Source organism: Duganella sp., from assembly GCF_039595735.1.
Taxonomy (GTDB): Bacteria; Pseudomonadota; Gammaproteobacteria; order Burkholderiales; family Burkholderiaceae_D; genus Rugamonas.
In genome coordinates this window covers 149,612-174,220 of sequence record NZ_JBCNLB010000009.1, presented here as the reverse complement: position 1 = coordinate 174,220, position 24,609 = coordinate 149,612, and the positions used below count along the sequence as shown (strand labels likewise).

Genomic DNA, 24,609 nt, shown 5'->3' with positions numbered 1-24,609 from the left:
CCGGCGCTTGGCCGGGCTTTGGCTAGGGACGGACTAGCTTATTCGTAATCGCTCATCGGCGCGCAGCCGCAGAAGAGGTTGCGGTCGCCGTAGACGTTGTCGGCGCGGCCGACCGGTGGCCAGTATTTCTGCTTGCGCAGCGATGGCACCGGATAGGCCGCCACCTCACGCGAGTATTTGCGGTCCCAGACGTCGGCCGTCAGCACCTCGGCGGTGTGCGGCGCGAACTTCAGTGGGTTGTTCAGCTTGTCGAACTCGCCGCTTTCCACTTTGGCGATCTCGCCGCGAATCGCGATCATGGCGTCGACGAAGCGGTCCATCTCGGCTTTCGATTCCGATTCGGTCGGCTCGATCATCAGCGTGCCCGGCACCGGGAACGACATGGTCGGGGCGTGGAAGCCGAAGTCCATCAGGCGCTTGGCCACGTCCTCGTTCGAGATGCCGGTGGCATCCTGCAGCGGACGCAGGTCGATGATGCACTCGTGCGCCACCAGGCCATCGTGGCCGGTGTACAGCACCGGGAAGTGCGGCGCCAGGCGGCGGGCGATGTAGTTGGCGTTCAGGATTGCGGTTTCGGTCGCGGCGGTCAGGCCTTCCGCGCCCATCATGGCGATGTACATCCACGAAATCGGCAGGATCGATGCCGAGCCATACGGCGCAGCCGATACCGAACCAATGCCGGCGTTGTCGCGGATGTAGCCGTTCGAACGCTGGTTCGGCAGGAACTTGGCCAGGTGCGCACCAACGCCGATCGGGCCGACGCCCGGGCCGCCGCCGCCGTGCGGAATGCAGAAGGTCTTGTGCAGGTTCAGGTGCGAGACGTCGCCGCCGAAGGCGCCCGGTGCGGCCACGCCCACCAGTGCATTCATGTTGGCGCCGTCGACGTACACCTGGCCGCCGTGGCTGTGAATGATGTCGCACAGTTCGCGGATGCCTTCTTCGAACACGCCGTGGGTCGAAGGGTAGGTGACCATCACGCAGGCCAGGTTTTTCGAGTGCTGCTCGGCCTTGGCTTTCAGGTCAGCCAGGTCGACGTTGCCGTTGGCGTCGCAGGCGGTGACCACCACCTGCATGCCGACCATCGAGGCCGACGCCGGGTTGGTGCCGTGCGCCGACGATGGAATCAGGCAGATGTTGCGGTGGCCTTCGCCACGCGACTGGTGGTAAGCCTGGATCACCAGCAGGCCGGCGTATTCGCCTTGCGAGCCGGCGTTAGGCTGCAGCGAGATGGCGGCGTAGCCGGTCACCGCGCACAGCATTTCTTCCAGCGAGGCGATCATTTCGCGGTAGCCGACGGTCTGCGCTTCCGGCGCGAACGGGTGGATGGTCGAGAATTCCGGCCAGGTTACCGGGATCATTTCGCTGGTGGCGTTCAGCTTCATGGTGCAGGAGCCCAGCGGGATCATGGTGCGGTCCAGCGCCAGATCCTTGTCGGCCAGCGAGCGCAGGTAGCGCAGCATCTCGGTTTCCGAGTGATAGCGGTTGAACACCGGGTGGGTCAGGTACGCGGAAGTACGCGACAGCGATTCCGGGAACGAGCGCTCGACGGCCGCTTCCACGGTGTCGAAGTCCGGGCCGTGCGCCGGGCCGCCGACCGGGTGCGAGAACACGGTCCACAGCAGGGCGATGTCTTCGCGGGTGGTGGTTTCGTCCAGCGACACGCCGACGTGGGTGGCGTCGATCACGCGCAGGTTGACGCCGTGCGAGTGCGCCGATGCGTGCAGCTGTTCGGCGTTCTTCACGTTGACGGTCAGGGTGTCGAACCAGCTGTCGTTGGTGATGGTGTAGCCGAGGGTCTTCAGGTTCGCGGCCAGCACGCCGGTCAGGCGGTGCACGCGCTTGGCGATCTGCAGCAGGCCTTGCGGGCCGTGATAGACGGCGTACATCGACGCCATCACCGCCAGCAGCACCTGCGCGGTGCAGATGTTGGAGGTGGCTTTCTCGCGGCGGATGTGCTGTTCGCGGGTTTGCAGCGCCAGGCGGTAGGCTTTGTTGCCTTGCGCGTCGATGGTCACGCCCACCAGGCGCCCAGGCATCGAGCGCTTGAATTCATCGCGGGTCGCCATGTAGCCGGCGTGCGGGCCGCCAAAGCCCAGCGGGACGCCAAAGCGCTGCGAGTTACCGACCACCACGTCGGCACCCCATTCGCCCGGTGGCGTCAGCATGGTCAGCGCCAGCAGGTCGGCGGCGGCTACCACCATCGCGCCCTTGGCCTTGATGGCTTCGACGTCGGCCTTGTAATCGCGCACATTGCCGTTCACGCCCGGGTATTGCAGCAGCACGCCGAAGCATTCGCCGATGCCGGCCAGTTCGGCCGGGTGGAATACTTTAACGATGACGTCCAGCGGCTTGGCGCGGGTCTGCACCACTTCCAGCGTTTGCGGCAGCACGTCGTCGGCCACGTAGAACACGTTGGACTTCGATTTGCTCACGCGCTGGATCAGCGTCATGGCTTCGGCGGCGGCGGTGCCTTCGTCCAGCATCGAGGCGTTGGCGATGCCCATGCCGGTCAGGTCGGTGATGGTCTGCTGGAAGTTCAGGATGGCTTCCAGGCGGCCTTGCGAAATCTCTGGCTGGTAGGGCGTGTAGGCGGTGTACCAGGCCGGGTTTTCAAAGATGTTGCGCAGGACGACGTTCGGCGTCAGCGTGTTGTAGTAGCCCTGGCCGATCAGCGACTTGAGCACCTTGTTTTTCGAGGCGATTTTTTTCAGCTTGTTCAGCGCTTCGTTTTCCGGCATCGGCTGGGTGTAGGCGCCCAGCGGCAGGGCGGCCTTGTTACGGATGTTGGCCGGAACGATCGCGTCGATCAGGGCGGCGCGCGAGGCGTAGCCGAGGACCGACAGCATTTCCTGCTGTTCGGTGGCGTCTGGGCCGATGTGACGGGCGATGAAGGCGTCGCGCGCTTCGAGTTGGGTCAGGCTGGTGCGGGTCATGATTTGGGCGAGGGCAGATAGGGGATAAAACGGAGTCGTTCCGGCGTAGGCCGGAACCCATGGAACGCATGCTCAGTATGGATTCCGGCCTGCGCCGGAATGACGATCAGGCGCCGATGTTTTTGCCGTAGGCGGCGGCGTCCAGCAGGCCGCCGATCGCGCCAGCGTCGGCCGGCTTGATCTTGAACAGCCAGTTGGCGTAAGCGTCGGCGTTGATCGATTCAGGCGCGTTCACCACTTCTTCGTTCACTGCCACGACTTCACCCGATACCGGAGCGTAGATATCGCTGGCGGCTTTCACCGATTCCACCACGGCGGCGTCGTCGCCGGCGGTGTAGCTGTTGCCGACTTTCGGCAGCTCGACGAAAACGATATCGCCCAGTGCGTCCTGCGCGTACTCGGTGATGCCTACGGTGACGGTGCCGTCAGCTTCAGCGCGTACCCATTCGTGGGATTCGGTGTACTTCAGGTCTGCAGGAATGTTCATGTTCTAATGCTCCAGAGGGTGAGGGTATCTAAATTTAAACGGCCAGGATTTTGCCGTTGCGGACGAACGGCAATTTAACCACAGATGCGGCCAGTTTCTTGTCGCGGATTTCCACGTGCACGGTGTCGCCGACATTCACGCCCATCGGCACGCGCGCCAGCGCGATCGCCTGCTGCATGGTCGGGCTGAAGGTGCCGCTGGTGATTTCGCCGGTGGCGTCGGTGCTGGCCACGATGACTTTCTGGTGCGCGCGCAGCACGCCGCCTTTTTCACGCAGGATCAGGCCAACGAATTGGGCGTTCTGGCCCTTGGCCTGCAGCGCGGCCTTGCCGATGAAGTCACGCTCGGCGGCCAGGTCGATGGTCCATGCCAGGCCGGCGTCCAGCGGGTTTACGGTTTCGTCCATGTCCTGGCCGTACAGGTTCATGCCGGCTTCCAGGCGCAGGGTGTCGCGCGCGCCCAGGCCCGCTGGCTTGACGCCGGCGGCGGCCAGTGCGTTCCACAGCTTTTCGGCCTGCTCGGCAGCGACGCCGATTTCAAAGCCATCTTCGCCGGTGTAGCCGGTGCGGGCGATCATCGCCTCGCCGAAGGCGCTCTGCGCGAAGGCCAGGTTGAACGGTTTCATGTCAGCGGTGGCTTGCTTCGATTCCGGAATCACTTCCCACACCTTGGCGCGGGCGTTCGGGCCTTGCACGGCGATCAGCGCCATGGCGTTGGCGCCATCGCGGCGCTGGGTGATGGTCAGGCCCGCGCCGGTGGCGTTGTTCTGCTGCTGCATCCAAGCCACGTCCTTCTCGGCGGTGCCGGCGTTGACCACCAGGCGGAACCAGCTTTCGTTGATGAAGTAGACGATCAGGTCGTCGATGACGGTGCCCTCTGGATTGAGCATGCAGGAATAGAGCGCCTTGCCCGACACTTGCAGCTTGTCGACGTTGTTGGCCAGCAGGCCGCGCAGGAAGGCGCGTACCTGGTCGCCCTTGATGTCGACCACGCACATGTGGGCGACGTCGAACATGCCGACGTCGGTGCGCACGGCGTTGTGCTCTTCGATTTGCGAACCGTAGTTGACCGGCATGTCCCAGCCGCCGAAATCGACCATGCGGGCGCCGGCTGCGCGGTGTGCGTTATTGAGGGGGGTGGCTTTGAGCGTCATGGTACGGTCCAAACGAAAGAGGTTAACGGGAATAGCAAAGATTCCAAAACCCCTCTGTCCTTGGTACCTGAGAGATAGCGGAAAGACTTCCGCACGCCCCTTCGGTGGATTGCCGCTGCAATCTCTCTCCAGAGTTTGAGCCGTATTCCAGGCCCCTTGACCGGTCCTTTTGCCTGAGAGTTTTTGGGTAGTGCCCCTTCGGCGGCAACGCTGGTTTGCCCTCTCCCGATCAAGACTCGGGAATATATGCCAGAAGGGCCTGAATGTCAATCTTGCCGGCCTGCGCACGAATGGGGAAGCGAAAAGCTGCCGAAGCAACAATTTGCTAGAATAAATCACACTATTTCGAGAGCCCACCGATGAGCCAAGATCAAAACTACGACGGACATGCATGGTTCACGCTGTCCGGTGACGTCAATAGCGACATGGTGCGCCGCGTGTTCGACGCGGTTGCCGACATGACCGAAGACCGCATCACCACCGCCCACATCCTGATCCAGTCCAACGGCGGCTACGTCAGCGATGGCATCTGCCTGTACAACTATCTGAGCAAGCTGCCGATCAAGATCGTCACCTACAACGCCGGCGCGGTGGCGTCGATTGCGGTGGTGCTGTACCTGGCCGGCAGCGAGCGCTATGCCAGCGACACCGCGCGCTTCATGGTGCACAAGTCGCACGCCAGCGCGCCGCATGGCGCCCGTCCGGACGCGCTGCGCATCATCGTCGAAGGCCTGCAGGCCGACGACGCCCGCACCGAGCAAATCCTGCGCAATCACGTGCAGCTGACCGAAGACCACTGGCGCACGCACGAATATTCCGACCTGCACCTGACGGCCAGCGAAGCGTTGAAGGTGGGGTTGGTCAACGGTGTGGAGGATTTTGTGCCGCCAGGCGGCCAGCGTGTGACCAATATCTGAAACAGCAATGCGGCGCACGCGGCGCCGCATTTTCCGCTGCCTTGTGCTTAGCGGTTGCCGGACTTCTTGTTGCCGTCGTTTTTGTGGCTTTGACGGCCGGCTTCAACGTGCTGCTCGTGGGTGCCGCCTTGGGTGCCGCTACCGCGCGAGCCGCTGGACGAGCCTTGGCTGCCCGACTGCTTGCTGCTGCCTTGATTGGAGCCTTGCTTGCTGCTGCCACCTTTTTGGTTCGTACTCATTTTGATTCCTTTACGAAAGTGAAAGAATGCCAGAGGCGCTGTTGCGTTTCTGGTGGGGCAATGATGCGTTGTCAGCCGGGTGATCGCTATCGGAGTTCCGCCAGCTGGCGTGTAGGAGCATGGCTTGCCGGGCGCCGCTTAAAACTCTTCCCATTCCACTTCCTTGCGCTCAGCGCGCGCCGGCCGCGGCAGGGCAGGCGGCATGCGTGCGGGCGGCTGCGAGCGGGCCGGCTTGCCGCCCCCACGGTCGTCGTCCTTGCCGCCGCTGCGGGAACCGTCCCGGCCGCCGGCATCTGCGCTGGCGGCCGCGCGGCCCGGCGCCCCGGCCGCGAACACGCTGACGGCCGCGTTCAGCTTGTCGGTCTCGCCGCGCATGGCGTCGGCCGCCGCTGCTGCCTGCTGCACCAGCGCCGCGTTCTGCTGGGTGGCCTGGTCCATTGAGGAGATCGCCTGATTCACTTGCTCCAGCCCGGCCGTCTGTTCGGCGCTGGCATCGGCAATCTAGCCGATCAGGCCGGTCACCTGTTGCACGCTGCCCACCACTTCGTCCATGGTCTTGCGCGCCTGATCCGCCAGTTGCGTGCCGCGCGCCACTTTGTCGACCGAATCATCGATCAACTCCTTGATTTCCTTGGCCGCCGCCGCGCTGCGCTGGGCCAGGCTGCGCACTTCGGAGGCGACCACGGCAAAGCCGCGTCCCTGCTCGCCGGCGCGGGCGGCTTCCACCGCCGCGTTGAGCGCCAGGATATTGGTCTGGAACGCAATGCCGTCGATCACGCCGATGATTTCGGCAATCTTCCTGGAGCTGTCGTTGATGGAGGCCATGGTGCCGACCACCTGCGCCACGTCGTTGCCGCCGCGCACAGCGACGGCGGAGGCCGACAAGGCCAGCTTGTTGGCCTCGACGGCGTGCTCGGCATTCTGGCGCACGGTCACGGTGAGTTGTTCCATGGAGGAAGCGGTTTGCTCCAGCGCCGAGGCTTGTTGCTCGGTGCGTCCGGATAAATCCTGGTTGCCCTCGGCTATCTCCGCCGCCGCGCCGCCGATGGCGCGCGCGCCGTTTTGCACCTGCGCCACGATGCTCAGCAGACTGTCATTCATGTGCTGCATGGCCCGCAGCAGCTTGCCGGTTTGATTTTTCGGCTGCGGCGGGATGCGCGTGCTGAGGTCGCCGCCGGCGATGCGCTCGGCCATCAGCATGGCCTGCTGCAGGGGCGCGCCGACCGAACGGGCCAACCACAGGGCCAGCAGCGCGCCGCCACAGACCAGCATGGCCAGCAGGCTGTAGGTCATGACCTGGGCGCCGCTGTATAGTTGCTCCGTCTGCTGCGCCGCTTCCTGGTTGGCCTGCATGGCGCTGACCAGCAGCTTGCTCATCTGCAGGTTCAGCGCCTTGAGCCGTTCGATTTCCTCGCCGGCCGGCGTGTCGTTGCGGGACGCCAGGATGGCGCTGGCCTGCGGCAGCCATTTGCCGGACAATTCAGAGGTCACTTCGCTGATGGCATGCATGCGCGACAGGGCGTTCAGCCCCAGCAGCGCAGTCAGGCCGAGCACGAGAGCAAAGGCGGCCAGCAGTTTGCTGGCGGTTTCCAGGTTGTGCAGGATTTTCATGGGATTCCTTGAAGGCGGGAGCGTGAGTTTTTTATCTTAAGGAAACCTCAACCTTGTCATTTGCGCCGTGTCAAAGTTGCTGAATCTCAGCAAAATACGCGAAATATTGCATATTCTTGGTTTCATGGTATTGCTTTGTGGAAATGCCGTGCAACAATACGGATAGAGATGACTTCACTGCGCAGGTCCGCCCATGATTGCAACTTCCACCACATCCGCCACGCCGAAGAAGCCGGTGTCGCCGCGGCATGCCTTGCTGGAGGAGTTGATCGGCATTGCCGTCAAACAGGCGGGCGATCAGTATCTGGATCTGGCCAATAAACTGGCCGGGGCCTTGATCGATGCCACCGATGGCGATGCGCGCCAGATCCAGCAGCGCCTGCGCGCGGGCAACCAACTGCGCAATCGCAATTTCGCCTTCCTGCATCTGGCCACCAGCACGCTGGAGCAAGCCCTGCGGCGCGAGATTGCCGAGCTGGCGCCCGCCGCCAGGCCGGCTGCGCGCGAGGCTAGCCTGTCCCTGTCGCTGGTGCCGTTCGAGGAGATGGATAACAAAGTGGCGTTGAGCGGCGTCAGCAAGCCGTTTGAGACCTTGTGCGCGGATCAGTTGCAGACCCTGAATGTGCGGCTGGCTTTTTTGCTGGACCGTGACATCCTGCGGGTGAATCAGAATCCGTTCCGGCCCGAGGTTTTTCTGGTGGCCCTGCAGCAGGCGTGGGCCGAGTTTGATCCGGAGGAGGCGTCGGCAGCACTGCTGCAGCCGCTGCTCAAGCCTGGCATGTTTATCGAGATGGGACCGATGCTGGAGGCCTTGAGCCTGGCCTTGCAAAGCAAGGGTGTGCTGCCGGGCTCGGTGGATGGCTACAAGCGGCGCCGCACGGACGCCGGCAAGGATGGTGCGGCAGGCAAGGCGCGCACCAATCAGGCGGCGCTGGCGCAGCAGTTGCGGCAGTTCTTTGCGTCCAGCGATGTGGCGGGATCGGCGGCTGGGCAAATTGTCGACGGCATCGCCAGCGGCATGCTGCAAGGTGTGGATTTGACGATTCCAGATCTGCCGGCCGCCGCGCTGTCCTCCGGCAGCACCTGGGTGCCAAATGCGGACCGCGCGCGTGCGGTTGGCGCGGCGGCGATGGCGGGCATGAGCGGCGCCGTGCCGGGAGCGATCGCTGGCGCTGCGGCTGCGGGCGCAGCGGTCTCCGGGGCGATCGGCGGTGTTGCATCCGGCTTTGGTGCCGGCGCCGCTGGGGGCGGCCTGGCGCAGGCTGGCGGCTTTGTCGCCGGCGCGGCGGCGGCTGGGGTGGTACCGGCCGCAGGCTTCGTGGCTGGCACCCATCCGGGCGGCGTGGCGGCGGGCGGTGCGTGGGTGCAAGGCCCGGCGCAAGGCTTCCACGTCGGCGCCATGACCAATGAAGAAGCCCAGTTGGCCGCGCAAATCGGCGTCAAGCAGCCTTTGCTGTCCTATCTGGCGCAGCTGCAAAAGACCTTGCCGCCGGCGCCGTCTGGCGAGCCGGCGGCGGCCAACGTCTTTTACCTGCCCAACCTCAAGCAAAGCGTGCCGCAAGGCAGCCTGTCGCGCGCGGACGAGTCCACCATCGACCTGTTGTCCGCCGTGTTTGACACGGTCTTCCGCGACCCAAGCATTTCGCCGGAAATCCGCGAACTGATCCGGTTCCTGCAAATCCCGGTCCTGAAAGCCGCGCTGGTCGACAAGAACTTCTTCTTCCAGGAGGCGCACCCGGCGCGTCGTCTGCTGGAACTGCTGTCGCGCATGGGCTGGGAGCAGCGCAAAGGGCCGGACGATCCGCTGTTCCAGGCCATGCAGCGCAGCGTCGACCGCGTCGGCCGCGATTACGAGCAGGAATTGTCGGTCTTTACCGAGGCGGTCAACGAGCTGGAAGCCTCCATCCTGGCCGAAGAAAAAGCGGCCGCCGCCGCCATTGCCGCCCCCATCGCCGCTGCGCTCAAGCAGGAAAAGATGGCCGAATCGCAGAAACTGGCCAAAAACTCGGTGGCCTTGCGCATCGGCACTGGCGAAGTCATCGCCGTGGTGGAAGCGTTCCTGGAGCAGCGCTGGGTTTCGGTGCTGACCATTGCCTATAGCATCGAAGATGAAAAGCCCGGTGCCGTCAACAACGCCACCAGGACCATGGACGACCTGATCTGGAGCGTGCGTCCCAAGGTCAGGCCGGAAGAGCGCAAGCAGCTGATCGCCAGGCTGCCTGGCCTGCTGTCCACCCTGAACAAATGGCTGGACGTCATCAAGTGGCAGGATGCCGACCGTCTGCAGTTCTTTGCCGAGCTGGCCGAGTGCCACGCCTCGATCGTGCGAGCGCCGCTGGAAATGTCGCCGGAGCGCCAGCTGGAAATCTCGATGCAGGTTGCTCAACAGGCGGCCGAGCGCCGGCTGCAACTGCAAGCCAAGGCCGAAGCCGAAGAAAAAGCCCGCGCCCAACAGGCGCCGCCGGACGAACACGAGGAAGACGCCATCATCGAAGTCGACAGCCTGACGCGCGGCATGTGGCTGGAATTCACGGACGAGGAGGGCAAGGGCCGCAAGGTCAAGCTGGCCTGGATCAGCCCGCGCCGCACGCTCTACATCTTCTCGACCGCCGCGCGGCAGGAAGCCTTCTCCATGTCGGGCGACGAGCTGGCCAGGCGCTTCCGCGACGGCAGCGCCGAAGTGGTGCGCGCCGAAGGCGTGGTCACGGTCGCCCTCAGCGAAGCCCTGTCCCGCAGCGCCGACAACGATCCCGCCATCACCGCCCCGGCCGCCGTCGGCTGATCACGGCACGCCGTTGGCGCCGTGCAGACGGTAGGCGGGGTGGGTGGACAGGCGGCCGGCCCACGCTTGCAGCGCTGGTAGCGTCGGGCGTGCGATGGGTGTCGATTGCCAGCGGTTGTGCGACAGGCCCAGCACGATGTCGGCCAGGGTGAGCTGGTCGCCCGCCACGTAAGCGCCGGTCGCGGCGAGCTGGGCGTCCAGCAGCGTCATCAGGCGGTTCCATTCGGCCGCGCTTGCGGCAATGGCCTGCGGGTCGGCGTGCGCCGGGCTGCCGCGCACCAGGCCCATGAAGGCGTAGCGCCAGGCGGTGTTCAGTTCGGTGGCCTGCCAGTCCATCCATTTTTCCACCTGCGCCCGCGCCATTGGCGCCACCGGCAGCAGATCCGCGCGCCCGTACTTGCCGGCCAGGTAGCGGCAGATGGTGTTGGACTCCCATAGCGCCTGCCCGTCATCGATGATGACCGGCACCAGCCCATTGGGATTGAGCGCCAGATGGCCGCCGCCTTGCTGCTCCAGCTCGTAGGGCAGGCCGATTTCCGCGCACGTCCACAGCACCTTGCGCACATTAATCGAGGTCGATATTCCGAGGATTTTCAGCATCTTGCCAGTATGCCATAATCCTTAATGTTGCATTAAGGAAAAAGTCCGCCCGAATCCGCCGGCATGTGTTTTAATGCTTGCTGCAGTGCGGAATACAAGGAGCCGGCGGGAAAATGATGATGTGGTGGCATTGGTTGAGTGTAATCGGCAGCATGGCGGTGACCGGTCCGATCGGGGTGGCCATCGTGGTGTGGCTGCTGGCCGGCAAATCCTGGCGCCTGACGGCCATCTGGCTGGCGCTGTTTGGCGCCGGCATGGCGCTGGTCGTCATGACCAAAATGGCGTTCATTGGCTGGGGCGTAGGCGTGCCATCGCTGGAATTTGCCGGTTTCAGCGGACACGCCATGCGCGCCGCCGCCGTGTTCCCGGTCGCCGGCTATCTGGCGACGCGCTCCATGCCGTTCCCGGCGCGCCATGTGGGTGCCGCCCTGGGCGTGCTGCTGGCGGTGCTGATCGCCATCTCGCGCGTGTATGTCCGCGCCCACCCGCCGTCGGAAGCGCTGACCGGCTGTCTGCTGGGCCTGGCCGTGGCCGGCGCCTTTATCTGGTACGCCAGCAGCGAAAATCACCTGGCCTTGAGCCGCATTCTGGTGATGCTGTGCCTGCCCATTGTGCTGGTGGCGCCGCGCGTCGAGCCGATTCCGACCGAACTGTGGATCACCAGGGCGGCGCTTTACCTGTCTGGCCGCGACCAGCCCTATACCCGCGAGATGTGGCGCCTGCCGCAGTCGCGCTTCGATTGACGGCGCTGCAACGTTGCACGTTTTCCGGCCTGATTCGATGCGCAAAATGGTATTATTGTGAACTTGTCCAGCCCACACACCAGATAACAACGTGCGTCTATCCTCCATCAAATTGTCGGGATTTAAGTCTTTCGTTGATCCCACCAATTTCCAGGTACCGGGTCAGTTGGTTGGCGTGGTGGGTCCCAACGGTTGTGGCAAGTCGAATATCATCGACGCGGTGCGCTGGGTGCTGGGCGAATCCAAGGCGTCCGAACTGCGCGGCGAGTCCATGCAGGACGTCATCTTCAACGGTTCGACCAACCGCAAGCCGGCCGGGCGCGCCTCGGTGGAGCTGGTCTTCGACAACAACGCCGGCAAGGCCGCCGGCCAGTGGGGCCAGTATGCCGAAATCGCCGTCAAGCGCACGCTGACGCGCGACGGTACCTCCACCTACTACATCAACGGCCAGCCGGTGCGCCGGCGCGATATCCAGGACATCTTCCTCGGCACCGGCCTCGGTCCGCGCGCCTACGCGATTATCGGCCAGGGCATGATCTCGCGGATTATCGAATCGCGTCCGGAAGAGCTGCGCGTATTCCTTGAAGAAGCTGCCGGCGTCTCGAAGTACAAGGAACGCCGCCGCGAAACCGAAAACCGCCTGCACGACACCCGCGAAAATCTGCTGCGGGTGGAAGACATCCTGCGCGAACTGAACGCCAATCTGGAAAAGCTGGAGGGCCAGGCCGCCGTGGCCACCAAGTTCCACCAACTGCAGGCAGACCAGGAAGAGAAGCAAAAGCTGCTTTGGCTGCTGCGCAAGGTGGAAGCCGAGAACGAGCAGAAAAAATACTTCCGCGAGGTCGAGCAGGCCCAGAACGATCTGGAAGAGCAGACCGCCAAGCTGCGCAATGTCGAGCTGTCGCTGGAGCAAATGCGCCAGTCGCACTTCGCGGCCGGCGACCGTCTGCACACGGCGCAGGGCGCGCTGTACCAGACCAACGCCGAAATCGGCAGTCTGGAAGCGCAGATCAAGTTTGTGGTTGAATCGCGCAGCCGACTGCAGGCGCAACTGGCCGCCCTGACCGCGCAGCGCGACCAGTGGCAGCGTCAGGCCACCGAAGCCGGCGAGCAGATCGAGGAAGCCGAGTTCACGCTGGAAGAACTGAGCGCCAAGGTGGAGGAATCGCAGGTGATGGCCGAGCAAAAGGCCGAGTCCCTGCCGATGCTGGAACAGGCGTGGAAAGAAGCCCAGACCAAAAGCACCGAATCGCGTGCCCGCATCATGCAGGCGCAGCAGCAATTGGAACTGGAATCCGCGCACCAGCGCAACGCCAACAACATCCTCAACGGCCTGGCCGTGCGGCGCGAGCGTCTGCAGCAGGAAAAGAGTGGTTTGAGCCTGCCGGACAGCGCGCATCTGGCCAATTTGCGCATGCAGCTGGAAGAAAAACAGCAGGCGCTGGAAGAGCAGAGCTTCCTGCTGGAAGAGGCGCTGGAACAGCAGCCCAGGCTGGAACAGGAGCGCCAGGAGGCGCAGCAGCAGGTCAACGCCGAAACCGCCGCCAACGCCCAGCTGGAAGCGCGCCTCAACGCGCTGCGCCAGCTGCAGGAGCGTGTGCAAACGCAGGGCAAGGTCACGCCATGGCTTCAGAAGCACGAACTGGAATCGCTGCCGCGCCTGTGGCAGAAACTGAATATCGAAGCGGGCTGGGAGCCGGCGCTGGAGTCGGTGCTGCGCGAGCGCACCTCGGCGCTGCAGATGTCGAACATCGAATGGGCCAAGGCCTTCTTCAGCGACGCGCCACCAGCCAAGCTGGCGCTGTACGCGCCGTCCACCGCCGTGCCGCCGGCGCCGGTGGAGGCGCCGGGACTCAAGCCGTTCCTGAACCTGTTGAAGATTAATGACCCGGGCCTGCGCGGTCTGCTGCAGGACTGGCTGCACAACGTCTACGTGGCCGACGACACCGCCGAGGCGTTTGCCGACCGTGGCAAGCTGCCGGCCGGTGGTTCCATCATCACGCGCCAGGGCCACGTGGTTACTCAGGGCAGCGTGCGTTTCTACGCCGCCGACTCCGAGCAGGATGGCATGCTGGGGCGCCAGCAGGAAATCGACAACATCACCAAGCAGCTGCGCGCACAGCAAATGCTGGCCGACGAAGCGCGCGCCCGTTCGGTGCGCGCCGATGCCGCCGTGTCGGAGCTGACGCGCCGCCTGACCGAGTACCGCGCCAGGCTGCAAAGTCTGCAATCGTCGGTCCATACCCTGCAGCTGGAAGTGGTCAAACTGTCCGAAATCGAAGCGCGCTTCAACCAGCGCAGCACCCAGATCGAAACCGACCTGGCCGAAATCGCCGCGCAGGAAGAGGAACAAACCCAGATCAAGCTGGAGTCGGAAGAGAAGTTCGAGCAGCTGGATATGGAACTCGGCAACCTGCAAGGCGAGCACGAAGACGGCCAGACCGACTTTATGCAGAAGGAGCAGCGCCTGGCCGACGCACGCGAAGCGCTGCGCGACCTGGAACGCGCCGCGCAGGAAGTGCAGTTCGCGGAAAAGACCCAGCGCAGCAAGATCGAGGAACTGCGCCGTAATATCGCCACTGCCGCCGCGCAGGTGGCGCAGGTCAACGAGAGCATTGAATCCGGCCGCATGGAGCTGGAAGGCCTGGAGCAGGGCACGGCCAACGAAGGCTTGCAGGAGCTGCTGGACCGTCGAAGCGCGCAGGAAAAAGCGCTGTCCGACGCGCGCCACGAACTCGATCAGATCGCGCAGCAGCTGCGCATGTTCGAGGAAGGCCGCATGTCGACCGAGCGCGCGCTGCAACCGCAGCGTGACAAGATCATGGAACTGCAACTGAAAGAGCAGGCCGCGCGCCTGAACCAGGAGCAGTTCGCCGCGCAGCTGGCGGAAGTGCAGGCCGATGAGGCGGCGCTGGCCGAGAAGCTGCATCCGGAAATGAAGGCTTCTTACCTGCAGGGCGAGGTCACGCGCCTGACCAACGCCATTGCCGCGCTGGGCGCGGTCAACCTGGCGGCGCTGGACGAACTGGCCACCGCTTCCGAGCGCAAGAACTTCCTCGATTCGCAGAACGCGGACCTGCAGGAAGCCATCACCACGCTGGAAGACGCCATCACCAAGATCGACAAGGAAACGCGCGATCTGCTGCAGGATACCTTCGACCGCGTCAACGGCCACTTCTCCGAACTGTTCCCGATCCTGTTCGGCGGCGGCCAGGCCAAGCTGATGATGACCGGCGACGAAATCCTGGATTCCGGCGTGCAGGTCATGGCCCAGCCGCCGGGCAAGAAGAACGCCACCATTCACCTGCTGTCCGGCGGTGAAAAAGCGCTGACCGCCACCGCGCTGGTGTTCTCCATGTTCCGCCTGAATCCCGCGCCATTCTGCCTGCTCGACGAAGTCGACGCACCGCTGGATGACGCCAATACCGAGCGATTCTGCCGGATGGTCAAGCGTATGTCTGACCAGACCCAATTCCTCTTCATTTCGCACAACAAGATTGCGATGGAGATGGCCAATCAACTGATCGGTGTGACGATGCAGGAACAAGGTGTATCGCGCATCGTGGCGGTGGATATGGAATCCGCCGCAAACTTCGCTTCCGAGGCTCAAGCAGCATGACAGATCTTCAACTCAGTTTAATCGCAGCCGCCGGCGTGTTTGTCGCCGGCGTCTTCACGTACAACAAAATCCAGGAATACAAGGCCAAGAAAAGCGTGGAACGCGCTTTCTCGTCCGACCATGACGATGTGCTGATGCGCAGCGGCGACGAGCCGGCCGCCCGTCAGGAACCCAGCTTCTCGCTCGACAGCGCCACGCCAGGCCTGGCGGGCGGCGAAGCTGCCGCCGCTGCGGCCGCGCTGAACGCGGTGGCGGCGGAATTCAGCACCGACGACGAATCCGGCAAACCCGCCAGCGACGATGAACTGGCCGCACGTGCCAACGCCGCGTCGGCCGCGGCGGCGGAACAGGCCACCGCGCTGGTCGATCCGCTGATCGATTGTCTGCTGCCGCTGGCGCTGGAAGCCCCGGCGCGCGGCGACAAGCTGCTGCCGGTGCTGCAAACCCTGCGCATGGTCGGCAACAAGCCGGTGCATTTTATCGGCAAGGCTGTCAGCGGCGACTGGGAACCGATCAGCCACGGCGGCGTCTACACCGAGCTGCAAGGCGGCGTGCAACTGGCCAGCCGCAGCACCGCGCTGAATGAACTGGAATACTCGGAACTGGTGACGCGCCTGCGCGCCATGGCCGACGAAATCGGCGCCGAGCCGGCCGTGCCGGACATGATGGAAGTGATGGCCGAGGCGCGCAACCTGCACCGCTTCGTCGCCGGCCATGACGCGCAGCTGGGCGTCAACCTGCAAACCAATGGCGCGCCATGGTCGGTGACGACCCTGATCGGCGCATTGGAGAAGCAGGGCTTCGACGTGCGTCCTGACGGCCGTTTCGTCATGCCGGACGGCGACGGCGGCTTCCTGTTCTCGCTGTCCACCAACGTGACGCCGGCCGAGGAAACCACCTCGCGCCTGACGCTGCTGCTGGACGTGCCCTGCGTGGCGCCGGCGCGCGACGGCTTTGGCGCCATGGTGGCTTGCGCCAAATCGCTGGTGGCGCGCCTGGACGCGACCATTGTCGACGATTACAACCAGCCGCTGTCCGATGCCGCGCTGACCGAGATCGCCGGCCAGGTACAGGACTTTTACACCGAGATGAACGATGCCGACATTCCGGCCGGCTCCACCCGCGCGATGCGTCTGTTCAGCTGAGAAGGCTTTGTAATGACGGAAGTAGATTTCAAGACGCGCATCGCAGAACTCAGCGCGGAGCTGAACCGGCATTTGCACGCCTATCACGTGGAAGACGCGCCCACCATCCCGGACGCGGAGTACGACAAGCTGTTCATCGAGCTGCAAAAGCTGGAAGAAGCGCATCCCGAGCTGGCGCTGCCCGACTCTCCGACCAGGCGCGTGGGCGCGGCGCCGCTGCCGCAGTTTGAGCAGGTCACCCACACGGTGCCGATGCTGTCGCTGAATAACGGCTTTACCGACGAGGATATCGAGAACTTCGACCGCCGCGTGCGCGAAGGCCTGGACACAGCCGCCCTGATCGAATATGCGGCTGAAGTGAAGTACGATGGCCTGGCCATCAACCTGCGCTACGTGGATGGCCTGCTGGTGCAGGCAGCCACCCGTGGCGATGGCTATACCGGTGAAGACGTCACCGCCAATATCCGCACCATCCGCAGCCTTCCGCTGCGCCTGAAGACCGACCATCCGCCGGCCATCCTCGATGTGCGTGGCGAGGTGCTGATGTTCAAAAAGGACTTCGAAGCCATGAACGCGCGCCAGCGCGAACTGGGACAGAAGGAATTCGTCAACCCGCGCAACGCGGCGGCCGGCAGCCTGCGCCAGCTGGATTCGCGCATCACCGCGTCGCGCAAGCTGAGTTTCTTCGCTTACGGCGTTGGTGCGCTGGAAGGCGCCGAGATGCCGGCCTCGCACTCCGCGCTGCTGGAATGGTATCGCCAGCTTGGCCTGCCGGTGGCCAAGGAAGCCACGGTGGTGCGCGGCTACGATGGTTTGATGGGTTACTACAAACAGATCGGCGCGGCGCGCCCGACCATGCCATACGAAATCGATGGCGTGGTGTACAAGGCCAATCGTCTGGAAGACCAGCGCACGCTGGGCTTCGTTTCGCGCGCCCCGCGTTTCGCGCTGGCGCACAAATTCCCGGCCGAGGAAGCGCTGACCGTGGTGCAGGCGATTGAAGTGCAGGTTGGCCGTACCGGTGCGATCACGCCGGTGGCGCGCCTGGCCTCCGTGTTTGTCGGCGGCGTCAACGTCACCAACGCCACGCTGCACAACGAAGACGAAGTGCGCCGCAAGGACGTGCGCGTAGGCGACACCGTGATCGTGCGCCGCGCTGGCGACGTGATCCCGGAAGTGCTGGCCGTGGTGCTGGAGCGCCGGCCGGAATCGACGGTGGCCTACGAACTGCCGAAAACCTGCCCGGTGTGCGGCTCGCACGTGGTGCGCGAAGAGGGCGAGGCTGTAGCCCGCTGCTCCGGCGGCTTGTTCTGCTCCGCGCAGCGCAAGGAAGCCATTCGCCACTTCGCCGGCCGCCGCATGATGGACATCGAAGGCCTGGGCGACCGTTACATCGACAGCCTGGTGGAATGGGGCAAGGTGCAGCGCGTGGCCGACCTGTATGCGCTCAAGCTGGACGACCTGCTGGAAATGAAGCGCCTGGCGGATGAACGCGACGGCACCACGCCGGACACGGTCGTCAAGGGCAAGATCGCCACCAAGTGGGCGGACAACCTGCTGGAGGCCATCGCCGCCAGCAAGAATCCGCCGCTGGAACGTCTGCTGTTCGCGCTTGGCATCCGCCACGTTGGCGAATCGACCGCCAAGACGCTGGCCGAGTGGCTGGGCCGCTTTGAGCTGATCCGCCGTGTGCCGGCCGCGCTGTTGCGCGTGCTGCCGGATATCGGCGGCACGGTGGCGGAGTCGATTGCCGACTTCTTTGCCGAGCCGAAGAACCAGGAAGCGATCGACGCGCTGCTGGCGGCCGGCGTGGCGCCCACCGGCGAGCACCCGCCCAGCGCCAGGCTGCGCGAGAAGCTCGACCCGGTCAAGCTGCTGGCCGCGCTGGCCATTCCCAAACTGACGGAACCGCGCAGCAAGCAGCTGATCGAAGAAGGTGTGACACTGGAAGCGCTGGCTTACCTGCAGGTGTTCAATGTCTTCGGCCTGCCGGCGGCGGTAGCCGAATCGCTGGACAACTGGATGGCCCAGCCGGGCAACCGCGAACAGGTCAAGGCGCTGCATCTGCTGCGTGAAGACCTGCTGGCGCAATTGCCGGAGGCCCTGGCCGCCGAAGGTCATCTGACCGGCAAGACCTTCGTCCTGACCGGCACCTTGCCGACCATGGGCCGCGACCAGGCCGCCGCGCTGATTGAAGCGAAGGGCGGCAAGGTCTCCGGTTCCGTGTCGAAGAAAACGCATTACCTTGTCGCTGGCGCGGATGCGGGCAGCAAGCTGGCCAAGGCACAGGAGCTGGAAGTTGCCATCCTGGATGAAGCAGGATTGCTCGCACTACTCGAAGAAAAATAACCATGCCAAAAATTCAAAAAGCAGTTTTTCCAGTCGCGGGCCTGGGCAGCCGTTTTCTGCCTGCGACCAAGGCGCAGCCGAAAGAGATGCTGCCCATCGTCGACAAGCCACTGATTCAATACGCGGTGGAAGAGGCGGTGGCCGCCGGCATCACGGAAATGGTGTTCATCACCGGCCGTAACAAGCGCGCCATCGAAGACCATTTCGACAAGGCCTATGAGCTGGAGTCGGAACTGGAAGCCGCCAACAAACAGCAACTGCTGGAGTTGGTGCGCAATGTGATTCCCAAGAGCGTCAACTGCATCTACATCCGCCAGTCGGAGCCGCTGGGCCTGGGCCATGCGGTGCTGTGCGCGCGTCCGGTGATTGGCGACGAGCCGTTTGCCGTGCTGCTGGCGGATGACTTTATGGACACCGCCGAAGGCGTCAAGCCGGTGCTGGCGCAGATGACCAACCTGTATGGCTACGAGCGTTCCAGCATCCTGGCGGTACAGGAAGTGCCGCGCGCGGCCACGCGCCAGTACGGCATCGTCAGCGCCAGCGGCTACCAGCCCAAGCTGGAACTGGTGCATGGCATCGTCGAGAAGCCGCAGCCGGAAGATGCGCCGTCCACGCTGGCGGTGGTGGGGCGCTATGTGCTGTCCGGCCGCATCTTCGACTATCTGGAAAACCTCGGCAGCGGCGCCGGCGGTGAAATCCAGCTGACCGACGGCATCGCGGAACTGATGAAGCACGAGCGCGTGCTGGCCTATCGCTACGACGGCACCCGCTACGACTGCGGCTCCAAGCTGGGCTACCTGAAAGCCACCACCGCGATGGGCCTCAAGCACGCGGAGACCGGCGGCGAGTACTGCGAGTTCCTGCGCCAGATCCAGTGTGACATTCCGGGAGTCTGATAAATGGCCGTCCGCGAAATCCTGAAGATGGGCGATCCGCGTCTGCTGCGCGTGGCCGAACCGGTGACCGAGTTCGACACGCCAGCCATGCGCGCGCTGATTGCCGATATGTTCGACACCATGCACGCGGCCAATGGCGCCGGCCTGGCGGCGCCGCAGATCGGCGTCAACCTGCAGCTGGTGATCTACGGCTTCAAGAGCAATCCGCGTTATCCGGATGCGCCGCAGGTGCCGGAAACGGTATTAATCAACCCGGTGCTGACGCCACTGTCGGAAGAGATGGAAGAGGCATTCGAAGGCTGCCTGTCGGTGCCCGGCATGCGCGGCAGCGTGCCGCGCTACACCCGGCTGCGTTACGAAGGCGTGGACCAGCACAACCAGCCGATCAGGCGCGAGGTAGACGGTTTCCACGCGCGCGTGGTGCAGCACGAGGTGGATCACCTGCTGGGCAAGCTGTACCCGATGCGCATCAAGGACTTTTCCAGATTCGGCTTCACCGAAGTGATGTTCCCCGGTCTCGATCCCAACGACGACGACTGACACCATGAAGCCACAGGCGCCGCAGCAACCGATAGGTCCGCGCATGGGACAGGTGCGCGGCGAGTTCCACCCTGGGGACTCACGCATCTCGCCTGCATGAACCCTGCAGCGACGTACGGCCACATCGTCGCCTCCTGGACTACAGTAAATTCCACGACATCTACCCCGACAGCAGCCGCGAAGGCAGCATGCCCGGCGCCGCGCTGGCGCACTCCGGCTAACTGCCCAGCAGGTCGCGGGAGTTCAGCAGGGCGTAGACGATTTCGGGATGCTCGCGGAAGCAGCGGCGTACGGCGGCCGGCAGGGCTTCGTGCGTCTTGCGGCACAGGCCGGGCTGCTCGACCAGCTTGATCGACAGGCCCATGACCGTGCTGACGCCATGGGCGCTGGGGGTGATGGTCAGGCGGATGCCGAGCAGCTCCTGCAAGCGCTGCTTGATGCGGCCGAGATCCTCGTAAGTCTCCATGGCCGCGATGCGCTCGATCAGCCGCTTCTCTTCCTCGCGCGTGAGGCGCAGCACGCGGATGTCGGCGCCGTCGCGCTCCCAGGCCTCCAGCAAGGCATCGCGCCCGCACACGCAAGCGCCGGGCGGGCACTCTTTGCGGATCGGGAAAGGCAGGGCTGGTGACATGGTCTGGCTCGTATTCGACAGACCTGAATTCTACTCCAATCGGTGTTGTAACAGCGCGAGGACGGCGGCTTCCTCTGGGTGCAGGGCGTGCAGGTCTTCCTGCAGCTCCTGCCGCGCGCGGCGGCGCAGGGTTTTGAGCATGGTGCCGTCGAGGTAAGACTCGATCACGGCCGGGTGGACGTAGCATTTTCGGCAAATGGTGGGCGTGTTGCCGAGCTTTTTGGCGACCGATTCGATCGCCTGCACGATGTTCTTCTTGGCCTGCGCCTCGGAGTCGTATTTTTCGTATTCTTTCAGCGCCACCGCCGCCAGCACGGTGCCGGCCCAGGTGCGGAAGTCCTTGGCGGTGTAGTCGGCGCCGGTGATGGTTTGCAGGTATTCGTTGACGTCGGCCGAGCCGATGGCGTGCGGGTTGCCGTCGTCGTCCTCGTACTGGAACAGGTCCTGGCCCGGCAGGTCGCGCATGCGGTTGATGATGTTGGCCAGGCGGCGGTCGTGCACCTCGACCGCGTGATGCACGCCGCTCTTGCCGCGAAAACGGAACTCCACCTTGCCGCCGTTGAGCCGCACGTGGCGCTCGCGCAGCGTGGTCAAGCCGAAGGACTTGTTCTCACGCGCGTATTCCTCGTTCCCGATCCGCATCAAGGTCGCTTCCAGCAGGTAGACGATGGTGGCCAGCACCTTCTCGCGCGGCAGTCCGGGCAGCCGCAGCGCCGCGTCCACTGTGCGGCGGATCGAGGGCAGGGCTTTGCCGAAGCTGAGCATGCGGCCATATTTGGCTTCGTCGCGGTGGGTGCGCCAGCGCGCGTGGTAGCGGTATTGCTTGCGGCCGCGCGCGTCGCGGCCGGTGGCCTGCAGATGGCCCAGCGGGTGCTTGCAGATCCAGACGTCGGTCCACGCCGGCGGAATCACCAGCGCCTTGATGCGTGCCAGCGTCTCCTGGTCGGTAACGGCCTTGCCGTCGGCGTCCAGATAGCGGAACTGTTTGCCGCGCAGCTGGCGGGCGATGCCTGGCTGGTCGTCATGGACGTAACGCAGGCCAGCCAGCCTGGCGGCGACAGGCGCGGGAGCGGGGGCGGGCAGCACGGCGTGCAGGTCGCGTTTCATGGACATCCTCACTGATCGGGTCAGGATGCATGCTACGCCGGGCTGCGCACTGACGATGTGCGCTAGCGCACGATTAGTCCATGCGCTTGAGGCGCTGGCCGACAATGCTCCACTTGCACGGCTGGCCATCGACGGTGCCGGTCAGCGCCCAGCCGGTGCCGATCTTCTCGACGCCAATGTCGCACTCCAGCTCCTTGCCGAGCTTTTCGGCCCAGCCCCTGGCAGCGCCCTGGCCCTTGAAAAGTTCATTACCTTCGTAAATCACGGTGGCGTCGAAAACGGCGGCGGCAAAGATGGTCATGGCGGTACTCCGGGCAAAGTGCGTATTGTGCCACCTTTACCACTACGTCATTCAACGTATGTCCAGCAGGTTGTCGCCTCGTTAATCTTGTCTCATCCAAAACCAGACGGGAGAGCAAGATGGCGGTACACAAGGTGCTGTTGGCTACGGCGGTGGCGGCGGCAATGGGCAATGCCTGGGCCGGCGCGACGGTCAATTTTGGCGAGGACAAGTCGGTCAGCGTCGGCTTTGGCCTGCGCGAGAGCTACACCAGCGCGGAAAACGGCGCGCCGGACGGCGGCCGCTCCAGCGACTTTAACCTCGACAGCGGGCGCCTGTACTTTGGCGCCTCGCTCAACAAGAACATCAAGGGCATGTTCAACACCGAATGGGACGGCGAGCAAATCCGCGTGCTGGACGCCGCCGGTCAATTCGCCATCTCCCCCGAGCTGAATATCTGGGCCGGCCGCCTGCTGTCGCCGTCCGACCGCGCCAACATGGCCGGTCCTTACTACTCGCTGGGCGGCGGCTACTGGGCCGGCGTGGCGTCGCGCTACGGCTACAACGGCGGCATTTTCCGCGGCCGTGACGATGGTGTGGTCGTGTGGGGCAACGTCGGCGACGGCGGCCGTCTTGGCTACTCCTTCGGCGCGTTTGAAGGCCACACCTTCGGCATCGGCTCGCTGACGCAGAACCAGGCCAAGGCCGCCGGCATCAAAGCAGACGACGCGCTGATGTACGCTGGCCGCGTCCAGTACGACTTCTGGGACCCGGAGCCAGGCTACTACGGCACCGGCAATTACCTCGGCGGCGCCGACATCCTGGCCATCGGCGTGGCCGGCCGCTCGCAGAAGGACGGCATTCTCACCGTCGGCAAGGTAGGCGACTACAGTTCGTACAACGTCGACTTCCTGCTGGAGAAGCGCATCAAGGGCGCCGGCGCGTTCGCGGTGGAAGCGGCCTGGTACAAATACGACACCGACGACATCGTCAAGTCCGAACAGGGCAAGGCTTATTCGGCCGGCGCTTCCTACATCTTTGAGGACAAAGCCGGATGGGGCAAGTTCCAGCCGTTCGTGCGCTGGCAGAAGTTCGCGGCCGACACCAACATCGACACCAAACAATTCGACGTCGGCACCAACTACATCATCGACGGCTACAACGCACAGATCAGCGCCGTGTACTCGAAGACCAAAATGACCGGCGTCGCGGACAACGACAAGTTCTCGATCGCCCTGCAACTTCAATACTGATTAACCACCACGGAGCTCATTCATGCAAAATCGTCGTAACTTTATCGGCACCCTGAGCCGCATCGCCGCCGCTTCCGCCCTGATGGCCGCCGGCGCCCAGGCCTACGCGGCGGACACCATCAAGGTCGGCATCCTGCACTCGCTGTCGGGCACCATGGCGATCTCGGAAACGTCGCTGAAGGACGTGGCCCTGATGACCATCGATGAAATCAACGCCAAGGGCGGTGTGATGGGCAAGAAGCTGGAGCCGGTGGTGGTGGATCCGGCCTCCAACTGGCCGCTGTTCGCGGAAAAAGCGCGCGGCCTGATCGCGCAGGACAAGGTATCGGTGGTCTTCGGCTGCTGGACCTCGGTGTCGCGTAAATCGGTGCTGCCGGTGTTCAAGGAACTGAATTCGCTGCTGTTCTACCCGGTGCAGTACGAAGGCGAAGAACTGGAAAAGAACGTGTTCTATACCGGCGCCGCGCCTAACCAGCAAGCCATTCCGGCGGTGCAGTACCTGATGAGCAAAGAGGGCGGCGGCGCCAAGCGCTTCGTCCTGCTGGGCACCGACTACGTATATCCCCGCACCACCAACAAGATCCTGCGCGCCTACCTGAAGAGCAAGGGCGTGAAGGATAGCGACATCGACGAGGTCTACACCCCGTTCGGCCATTCGGATTACCAGACCATCGTCGCCAACATCAAGAAGTTTGCGGCCGGTGGCAAGACGGCGGTGATCTCGACCATCAACGGCGACTCCAACGTGCCGTTCTATAAAGAACTGGGCAACGCCGGCCTGAAGGCGACCGACGTGCCGGTGGTGGCGTTCTCGGTGGGCGAAGAGGAACTGCGCGGCGTGGACACCAAGCCGTTGCTGGGTCACCTGGCGGCCTGGAACTACTTCGAGTCGATCAAGAATCCGGTGAACGCGGACTTCATCAAGAAGTGGAAAGCCTATGCCGCCGCCAAGAAGCTGCCGAACGCGAACACGGTGGTGACCAACGATCCGATGGAAGCGACCTACGTCGGCATTCATATGTGGGCGCAGGCGGTGGAGAAGGCCAAGTCGACCGATACCGACAAGGTGATCGCAGCGATGGGCGGCCAGACCTTCAAGGCGCCGTCGGGCTTTACCCTGACCATGGATCCAACCAACCACCACCTGCACAAGCCGGTATTCATCGGCGAGATTCGTCCGGATGGCCAGTTCAACGTGGTGTGGAAAACGCCAGGTCCGGTACGCGCCAACCCATGGAGCCCGTACATTCCGGGTAACGAGGGCAAGCAGAATCTGTAAGCGGCATTGCCTCAGTATGGATTCCCGCTTTCGCGGGAATGACGT

General features: G+C 64.0%; 20 protein-coding genes and 2 riboswitches. Of the genes, 10 read left to right on the top strand and 10 right to left on the bottom strand.

Features of this window, described 5'->3' with window-relative positions:
• Positions 1–38: 38 nt before the first annotated feature.
• The 3 genes from gcvP to gcvT all read right to left on the bottom strand — a co-directional run bounded on the left by gcvP (position 39) and on the right by gcvT (position 4,573).
• A complete protein-coding gene (gcvP, locus tag ABDW57_RS17080) occupies positions 39–2,933 on the bottom strand; it encodes an aminomethyl-transferring glycine dehydrogenase (RefSeq protein WP_343731373.1) in 2,895 nt (964 codons plus the stop codon).
• A gap of 106 nt (positions 2,934–3,039) precedes the next feature.
• Entirely contained in the window at positions 3,040–3,420 is a 381-nt protein-coding gene (gcvH, locus tag ABDW57_RS17075; protein ID WP_343731372.1) for a glycine cleavage system protein GcvH, read from the bottom strand.
• Positions 3,421–3,454: 34 nt separating this feature from the next.
• Positions 3,455–4,573, bottom strand: a complete 1,119-nt coding sequence (gene gcvT, locus ABDW57_RS17070; RefSeq protein ID WP_343731371.1) for a glycine cleavage system aminomethyltransferase GcvT — start codon at positions 4,571–4,573, stop codon at positions 3,455–3,457.
• 44 nt (positions 4,574–4,617) lie between these two features.
• Positions 4,618–4,715, bottom strand: a riboswitch (glycine riboswitch).
• A 9-nt stretch (positions 4,716–4,724) separates the two neighbouring features.
• Positions 4,725–4,811, bottom strand: a riboswitch (glycine riboswitch).
• 121 nt (positions 4,812–4,932) lie between these two features.
• On the opposite strand from gcvT, the gene ABDW57_RS17065 reads away from it, so the two are divergent.
• Positions 4,933–5,490, top strand: a complete 558-nt coding sequence (locus ABDW57_RS17065) for an ATP-dependent Clp protease proteolytic subunit (protein WP_343731370.1) — start codon at positions 4,933–4,935, stop codon at positions 5,488–5,490.
• A gap of 47 nt (positions 5,491–5,537) precedes the next feature.
• Here the strand turns inward: ABDW57_RS17065 and ABDW57_RS17060 are convergent, their stop codons facing one another.
• The 3 genes from ABDW57_RS17060 to ABDW57_RS17050 form a co-directional block, all read right to left on the bottom strand.
• Positions 5,538–5,729, bottom strand: coding sequence for a hypothetical protein (locus ABDW57_RS17060; RefSeq protein ID WP_343731369.1), 192 nt, complete (start codon positions 5,727–5,729; stop codon positions 5,538–5,540).
• A gap of 138 nt (positions 5,730–5,867) precedes the next feature.
• Positions 5,868–6,167, bottom strand: coding sequence for a hypothetical protein (locus ABDW57_RS17055; RefSeq protein ID WP_343731368.1), 300 nt, complete (start codon positions 6,165–6,167; stop codon positions 5,868–5,870).
• Between the two features lie 63 nt (positions 6,168–6,230).
• Positions 6,231–7,340 carry a methyl-accepting chemotaxis protein gene (locus tag ABDW57_RS17050; protein ID WP_343731367.1) on the bottom strand — a complete coding sequence of 370 codons (1,110 nt, stop codon included), beginning with the start codon at positions 7,338–7,340 and terminating at the stop codon, positions 6,231–6,233.
• A gap of 193 nt (positions 7,341–7,533) precedes the next feature.
• Between ABDW57_RS17050 and ABDW57_RS17045 the strand changes: the two genes are divergently transcribed.
• Positions 7,534–10,122 carry a DUF1631 family protein gene (locus ABDW57_RS17045; RefSeq protein ID WP_343731366.1) on the top strand — a complete coding sequence of 863 codons (2,589 nt, stop codon included), beginning with the start codon at positions 7,534–7,536 and terminating at the stop codon, positions 10,120–10,122.
• On the opposite strand, the gene ABDW57_RS17040 is transcribed toward ABDW57_RS17045, so the two are convergent.
• Positions 10,123–10,722 (bottom strand): glutathione S-transferase N-terminal domain-containing protein, encoded by a 600-nt coding sequence (locus ABDW57_RS17040; protein ID WP_343731365.1) that lies wholly within the window; start codon positions 10,720–10,722, stop codon positions 10,123–10,125.
• 134 nt (positions 10,723–10,856) lie between these two features.
• Here ABDW57_RS17040 and ABDW57_RS17035 point away from each other — a divergent pair, with 134 nt between their 5' ends.
• The 6 genes from ABDW57_RS17035 (at position 10,857) to def (ending at position 20,014) form a co-directional block, all read left to right on the top strand.
• Positions 10,857–11,465: a phosphatase PAP2 family protein gene (locus tag ABDW57_RS17035; protein WP_343731364.1), complete on the top strand. Its 609-nt coding sequence runs from the start codon at positions 10,857–10,859 to the stop codon at positions 11,463–11,465.
• A 91-nt stretch (positions 11,466–11,556) separates the two neighbouring features.
• Positions 11,557–15,084: a chromosome segregation protein SMC gene (gene smc, locus ABDW57_RS17030; RefSeq protein ID WP_343731363.1), complete on the top strand. Its 3,528-nt coding sequence runs from the start codon at positions 11,557–11,559 to the stop codon at positions 15,082–15,084.
• Positions 15,081–16,229, top strand: coding sequence for a cell division protein ZipA C-terminal FtsZ-binding domain-containing protein (locus tag ABDW57_RS17025; RefSeq protein WP_343731362.1), 1,149 nt, complete (start codon positions 15,081–15,083; stop codon positions 16,227–16,229). Before smc ends, ABDW57_RS17025 begins: the two co-directional genes overlap by 4 nt.
• Positions 16,230–16,241: 12 nt before the next feature.
• The gene (ligA, locus tag ABDW57_RS17020; protein ID WP_343731361.1) at positions 16,242–18,578 is read left to right on the top strand and encodes an NAD-dependent DNA ligase LigA; all 2,337 of its coding nucleotides are present in this window, start codon (positions 16,242–16,244) and stop codon (positions 18,576–18,578) included.
• Between the two features lie 2 nt (positions 18,579–18,580).
• Complete coding sequence (gene galU, locus ABDW57_RS17015) at positions 18,581–19,474, top strand: UTP--glucose-1-phosphate uridylyltransferase GalU (protein WP_343731360.1); 894 nt, start codon at positions 18,581–18,583, stop codon at positions 19,472–19,474.
• 3 nt (positions 19,475–19,477) lie between these two features.
• Positions 19,478–20,014 carry a peptide deformylase gene (def, locus tag ABDW57_RS17010; RefSeq protein WP_343731359.1) on the top strand — a complete coding sequence of 179 codons (537 nt, stop codon included), beginning with the start codon at positions 19,478–19,480 and terminating at the stop codon, positions 20,012–20,014.
• 217 nt (positions 20,015–20,231) lie between these two features.
• Here def and ABDW57_RS17005 read toward each other — a convergent pair whose 3' ends face one another.
• The 3 genes from ABDW57_RS17005 to ABDW57_RS16995 all read right to left on the bottom strand — a co-directional run bounded on the left by ABDW57_RS17005 (position 20,232) and on the right by ABDW57_RS16995 (position 22,053).
• Positions 20,232–20,645: a hypothetical protein gene (locus ABDW57_RS17005; protein ID WP_343731358.1), complete on the bottom strand. Its 414-nt coding sequence runs from the start codon at positions 20,643–20,645 to the stop codon at positions 20,232–20,234.
• 30 nt (positions 20,646–20,675) lie between these two features.
• Positions 20,676–21,752 (bottom strand): DNA topoisomerase IB, encoded by a 1,077-nt coding sequence (locus tag ABDW57_RS17000; RefSeq protein WP_343731357.1) that lies wholly within the window; start codon positions 21,750–21,752, stop codon positions 20,676–20,678.
• Between the two features lie 73 nt (positions 21,753–21,825).
• Positions 21,826–22,053, bottom strand: a complete 228-nt coding sequence (locus ABDW57_RS16995) for a hypothetical protein (RefSeq protein ID WP_343731356.1) — start codon at positions 22,051–22,053, stop codon at positions 21,826–21,828.
• A 119-nt stretch (positions 22,054–22,172) separates the two neighbouring features.
• Here ABDW57_RS16995 and ABDW57_RS16990 point away from each other — a divergent pair, with 119 nt between their 5' ends.
• Positions 22,173–23,285: a porin gene (locus tag ABDW57_RS16990; RefSeq protein WP_343731355.1), complete on the top strand. Its 1,113-nt coding sequence runs from the start codon at positions 22,173–22,175 to the stop codon at positions 23,283–23,285.
• Between the two features lie 82 nt (positions 23,286–23,367).
• Entirely contained in the window at positions 23,368–24,564 is a 1,197-nt protein-coding gene (urtA, locus tag ABDW57_RS16985; protein WP_343731392.1) for an urea ABC transporter substrate-binding protein, read from the top strand.
• The last annotated feature ends 45 nt before the right edge of the window (positions 24,565–24,609 follow it).

What these genes read in the sequence shown, in the direction of transcription:
- ABDW57_RS17060 (WP_343731369.1), bottom strand. Translation starts at nt 5,729, where the DNA reads ATGAGTACGAACCAAAAAGGTGGCAGCAGCAAGCAAGGCTCCAATCAA.
- ABDW57_RS17065 (WP_343731370.1), top strand. Translation starts at nt 4,933, where the DNA reads ATGAGCCAAGATCAAAACTACGACGGACATGCATGGTTCACGCTGTCC.
- gcvH (WP_343731372.1), bottom strand. Translation starts at nt 3,420, where the DNA reads ATGAACATTCCTGCAGACCTGAAGTACACCGAATCCCACGAATGGGTA.
- ligA (WP_343731361.1), top strand. Translation starts at nt 16,242, where the DNA reads ATGACGGAAGTAGATTTCAAGACGCGCATCGCAGAACTCAGCGCGGAG.
- ABDW57_RS17045 (WP_343731366.1), top strand. Translation starts at nt 7,534, where the DNA reads ATGATTGCAACTTCCACCACATCCGCCACGCCGAAGAAGCCGGTGTCG.
- ABDW57_RS16995 (WP_343731356.1), bottom strand. Translation starts at nt 22,053, where the DNA reads ATGACCATCTTTGCCGCCGCCGTTTTCGACGCCACCGTGATTTACGAA.
- galU (WP_343731360.1), top strand. Translation starts at nt 18,581, where the DNA reads ATGCCAAAAATTCAAAAAGCAGTTTTTCCAGTCGCGGGCCTGGGCAGC.
- ABDW57_RS17040 (WP_343731365.1), bottom strand. Translation starts at nt 10,722, where the DNA reads ATGCTGAAAATCCTCGGAATATCGACCTCGATTAATGTGCGCAAGGTG.
- ABDW57_RS17005 (WP_343731358.1), bottom strand. Translation starts at nt 20,645, where the DNA reads ATGTCACCAGCCCTGCCTTTCCCGATCCGCAAAGAGTGCCCGCCCGGC.
- ABDW57_RS16990 (WP_343731355.1), top strand. Translation starts at nt 22,173, where the DNA reads ATGGCGGTACACAAGGTGCTGTTGGCTACGGCGGTGGCGGCGGCAATG.
- ABDW57_RS17055 (WP_343731368.1), bottom strand. Translation starts at nt 6,167, where the DNA reads ATGGACCAGGCCACCCAGCAGAACGCGGCGCTGGTGCAGCAGGCAGCA.
- def (WP_343731359.1), top strand. Translation starts at nt 19,478, where the DNA reads ATGGCCGTCCGCGAAATCCTGAAGATGGGCGATCCGCGTCTGCTGCGC.
- gcvP (WP_343731373.1), bottom strand. Translation starts at nt 2,933, where the DNA reads ATGACCCGCACCAGCCTGACCCAACTCGAAGCGCGCGACGCCTTCATC.
- urtA (WP_343731392.1), top strand. Translation starts at nt 23,368, where the DNA reads ATGGCCGCCGGCGCCCAGGCCTACGCGGCGGACACCATCAAGGTCGGC.
- ABDW57_RS17000 (WP_343731357.1), bottom strand. Translation starts at nt 21,752, where the DNA reads ATGAAACGCGACCTGCACGCCGTGCTGCCCGCCCCCGCTCCCGCGCCT.
- ABDW57_RS17025 (WP_343731362.1), top strand. Translation starts at nt 15,081, where the DNA reads ATGACAGATCTTCAACTCAGTTTAATCGCAGCCGCCGGCGTGTTTGTC.
- gcvT (WP_343731371.1), bottom strand. Translation starts at nt 4,573, where the DNA reads ATGACGCTCAAAGCCACCCCCCTCAATAACGCACACCGCGCAGCCGGC.
- ABDW57_RS17050 (WP_343731367.1), bottom strand. Translation starts at nt 7,340, where the DNA reads ATGAAAATCCTGCACAACCTGGAAACCGCCAGCAAACTGCTGGCCGCC.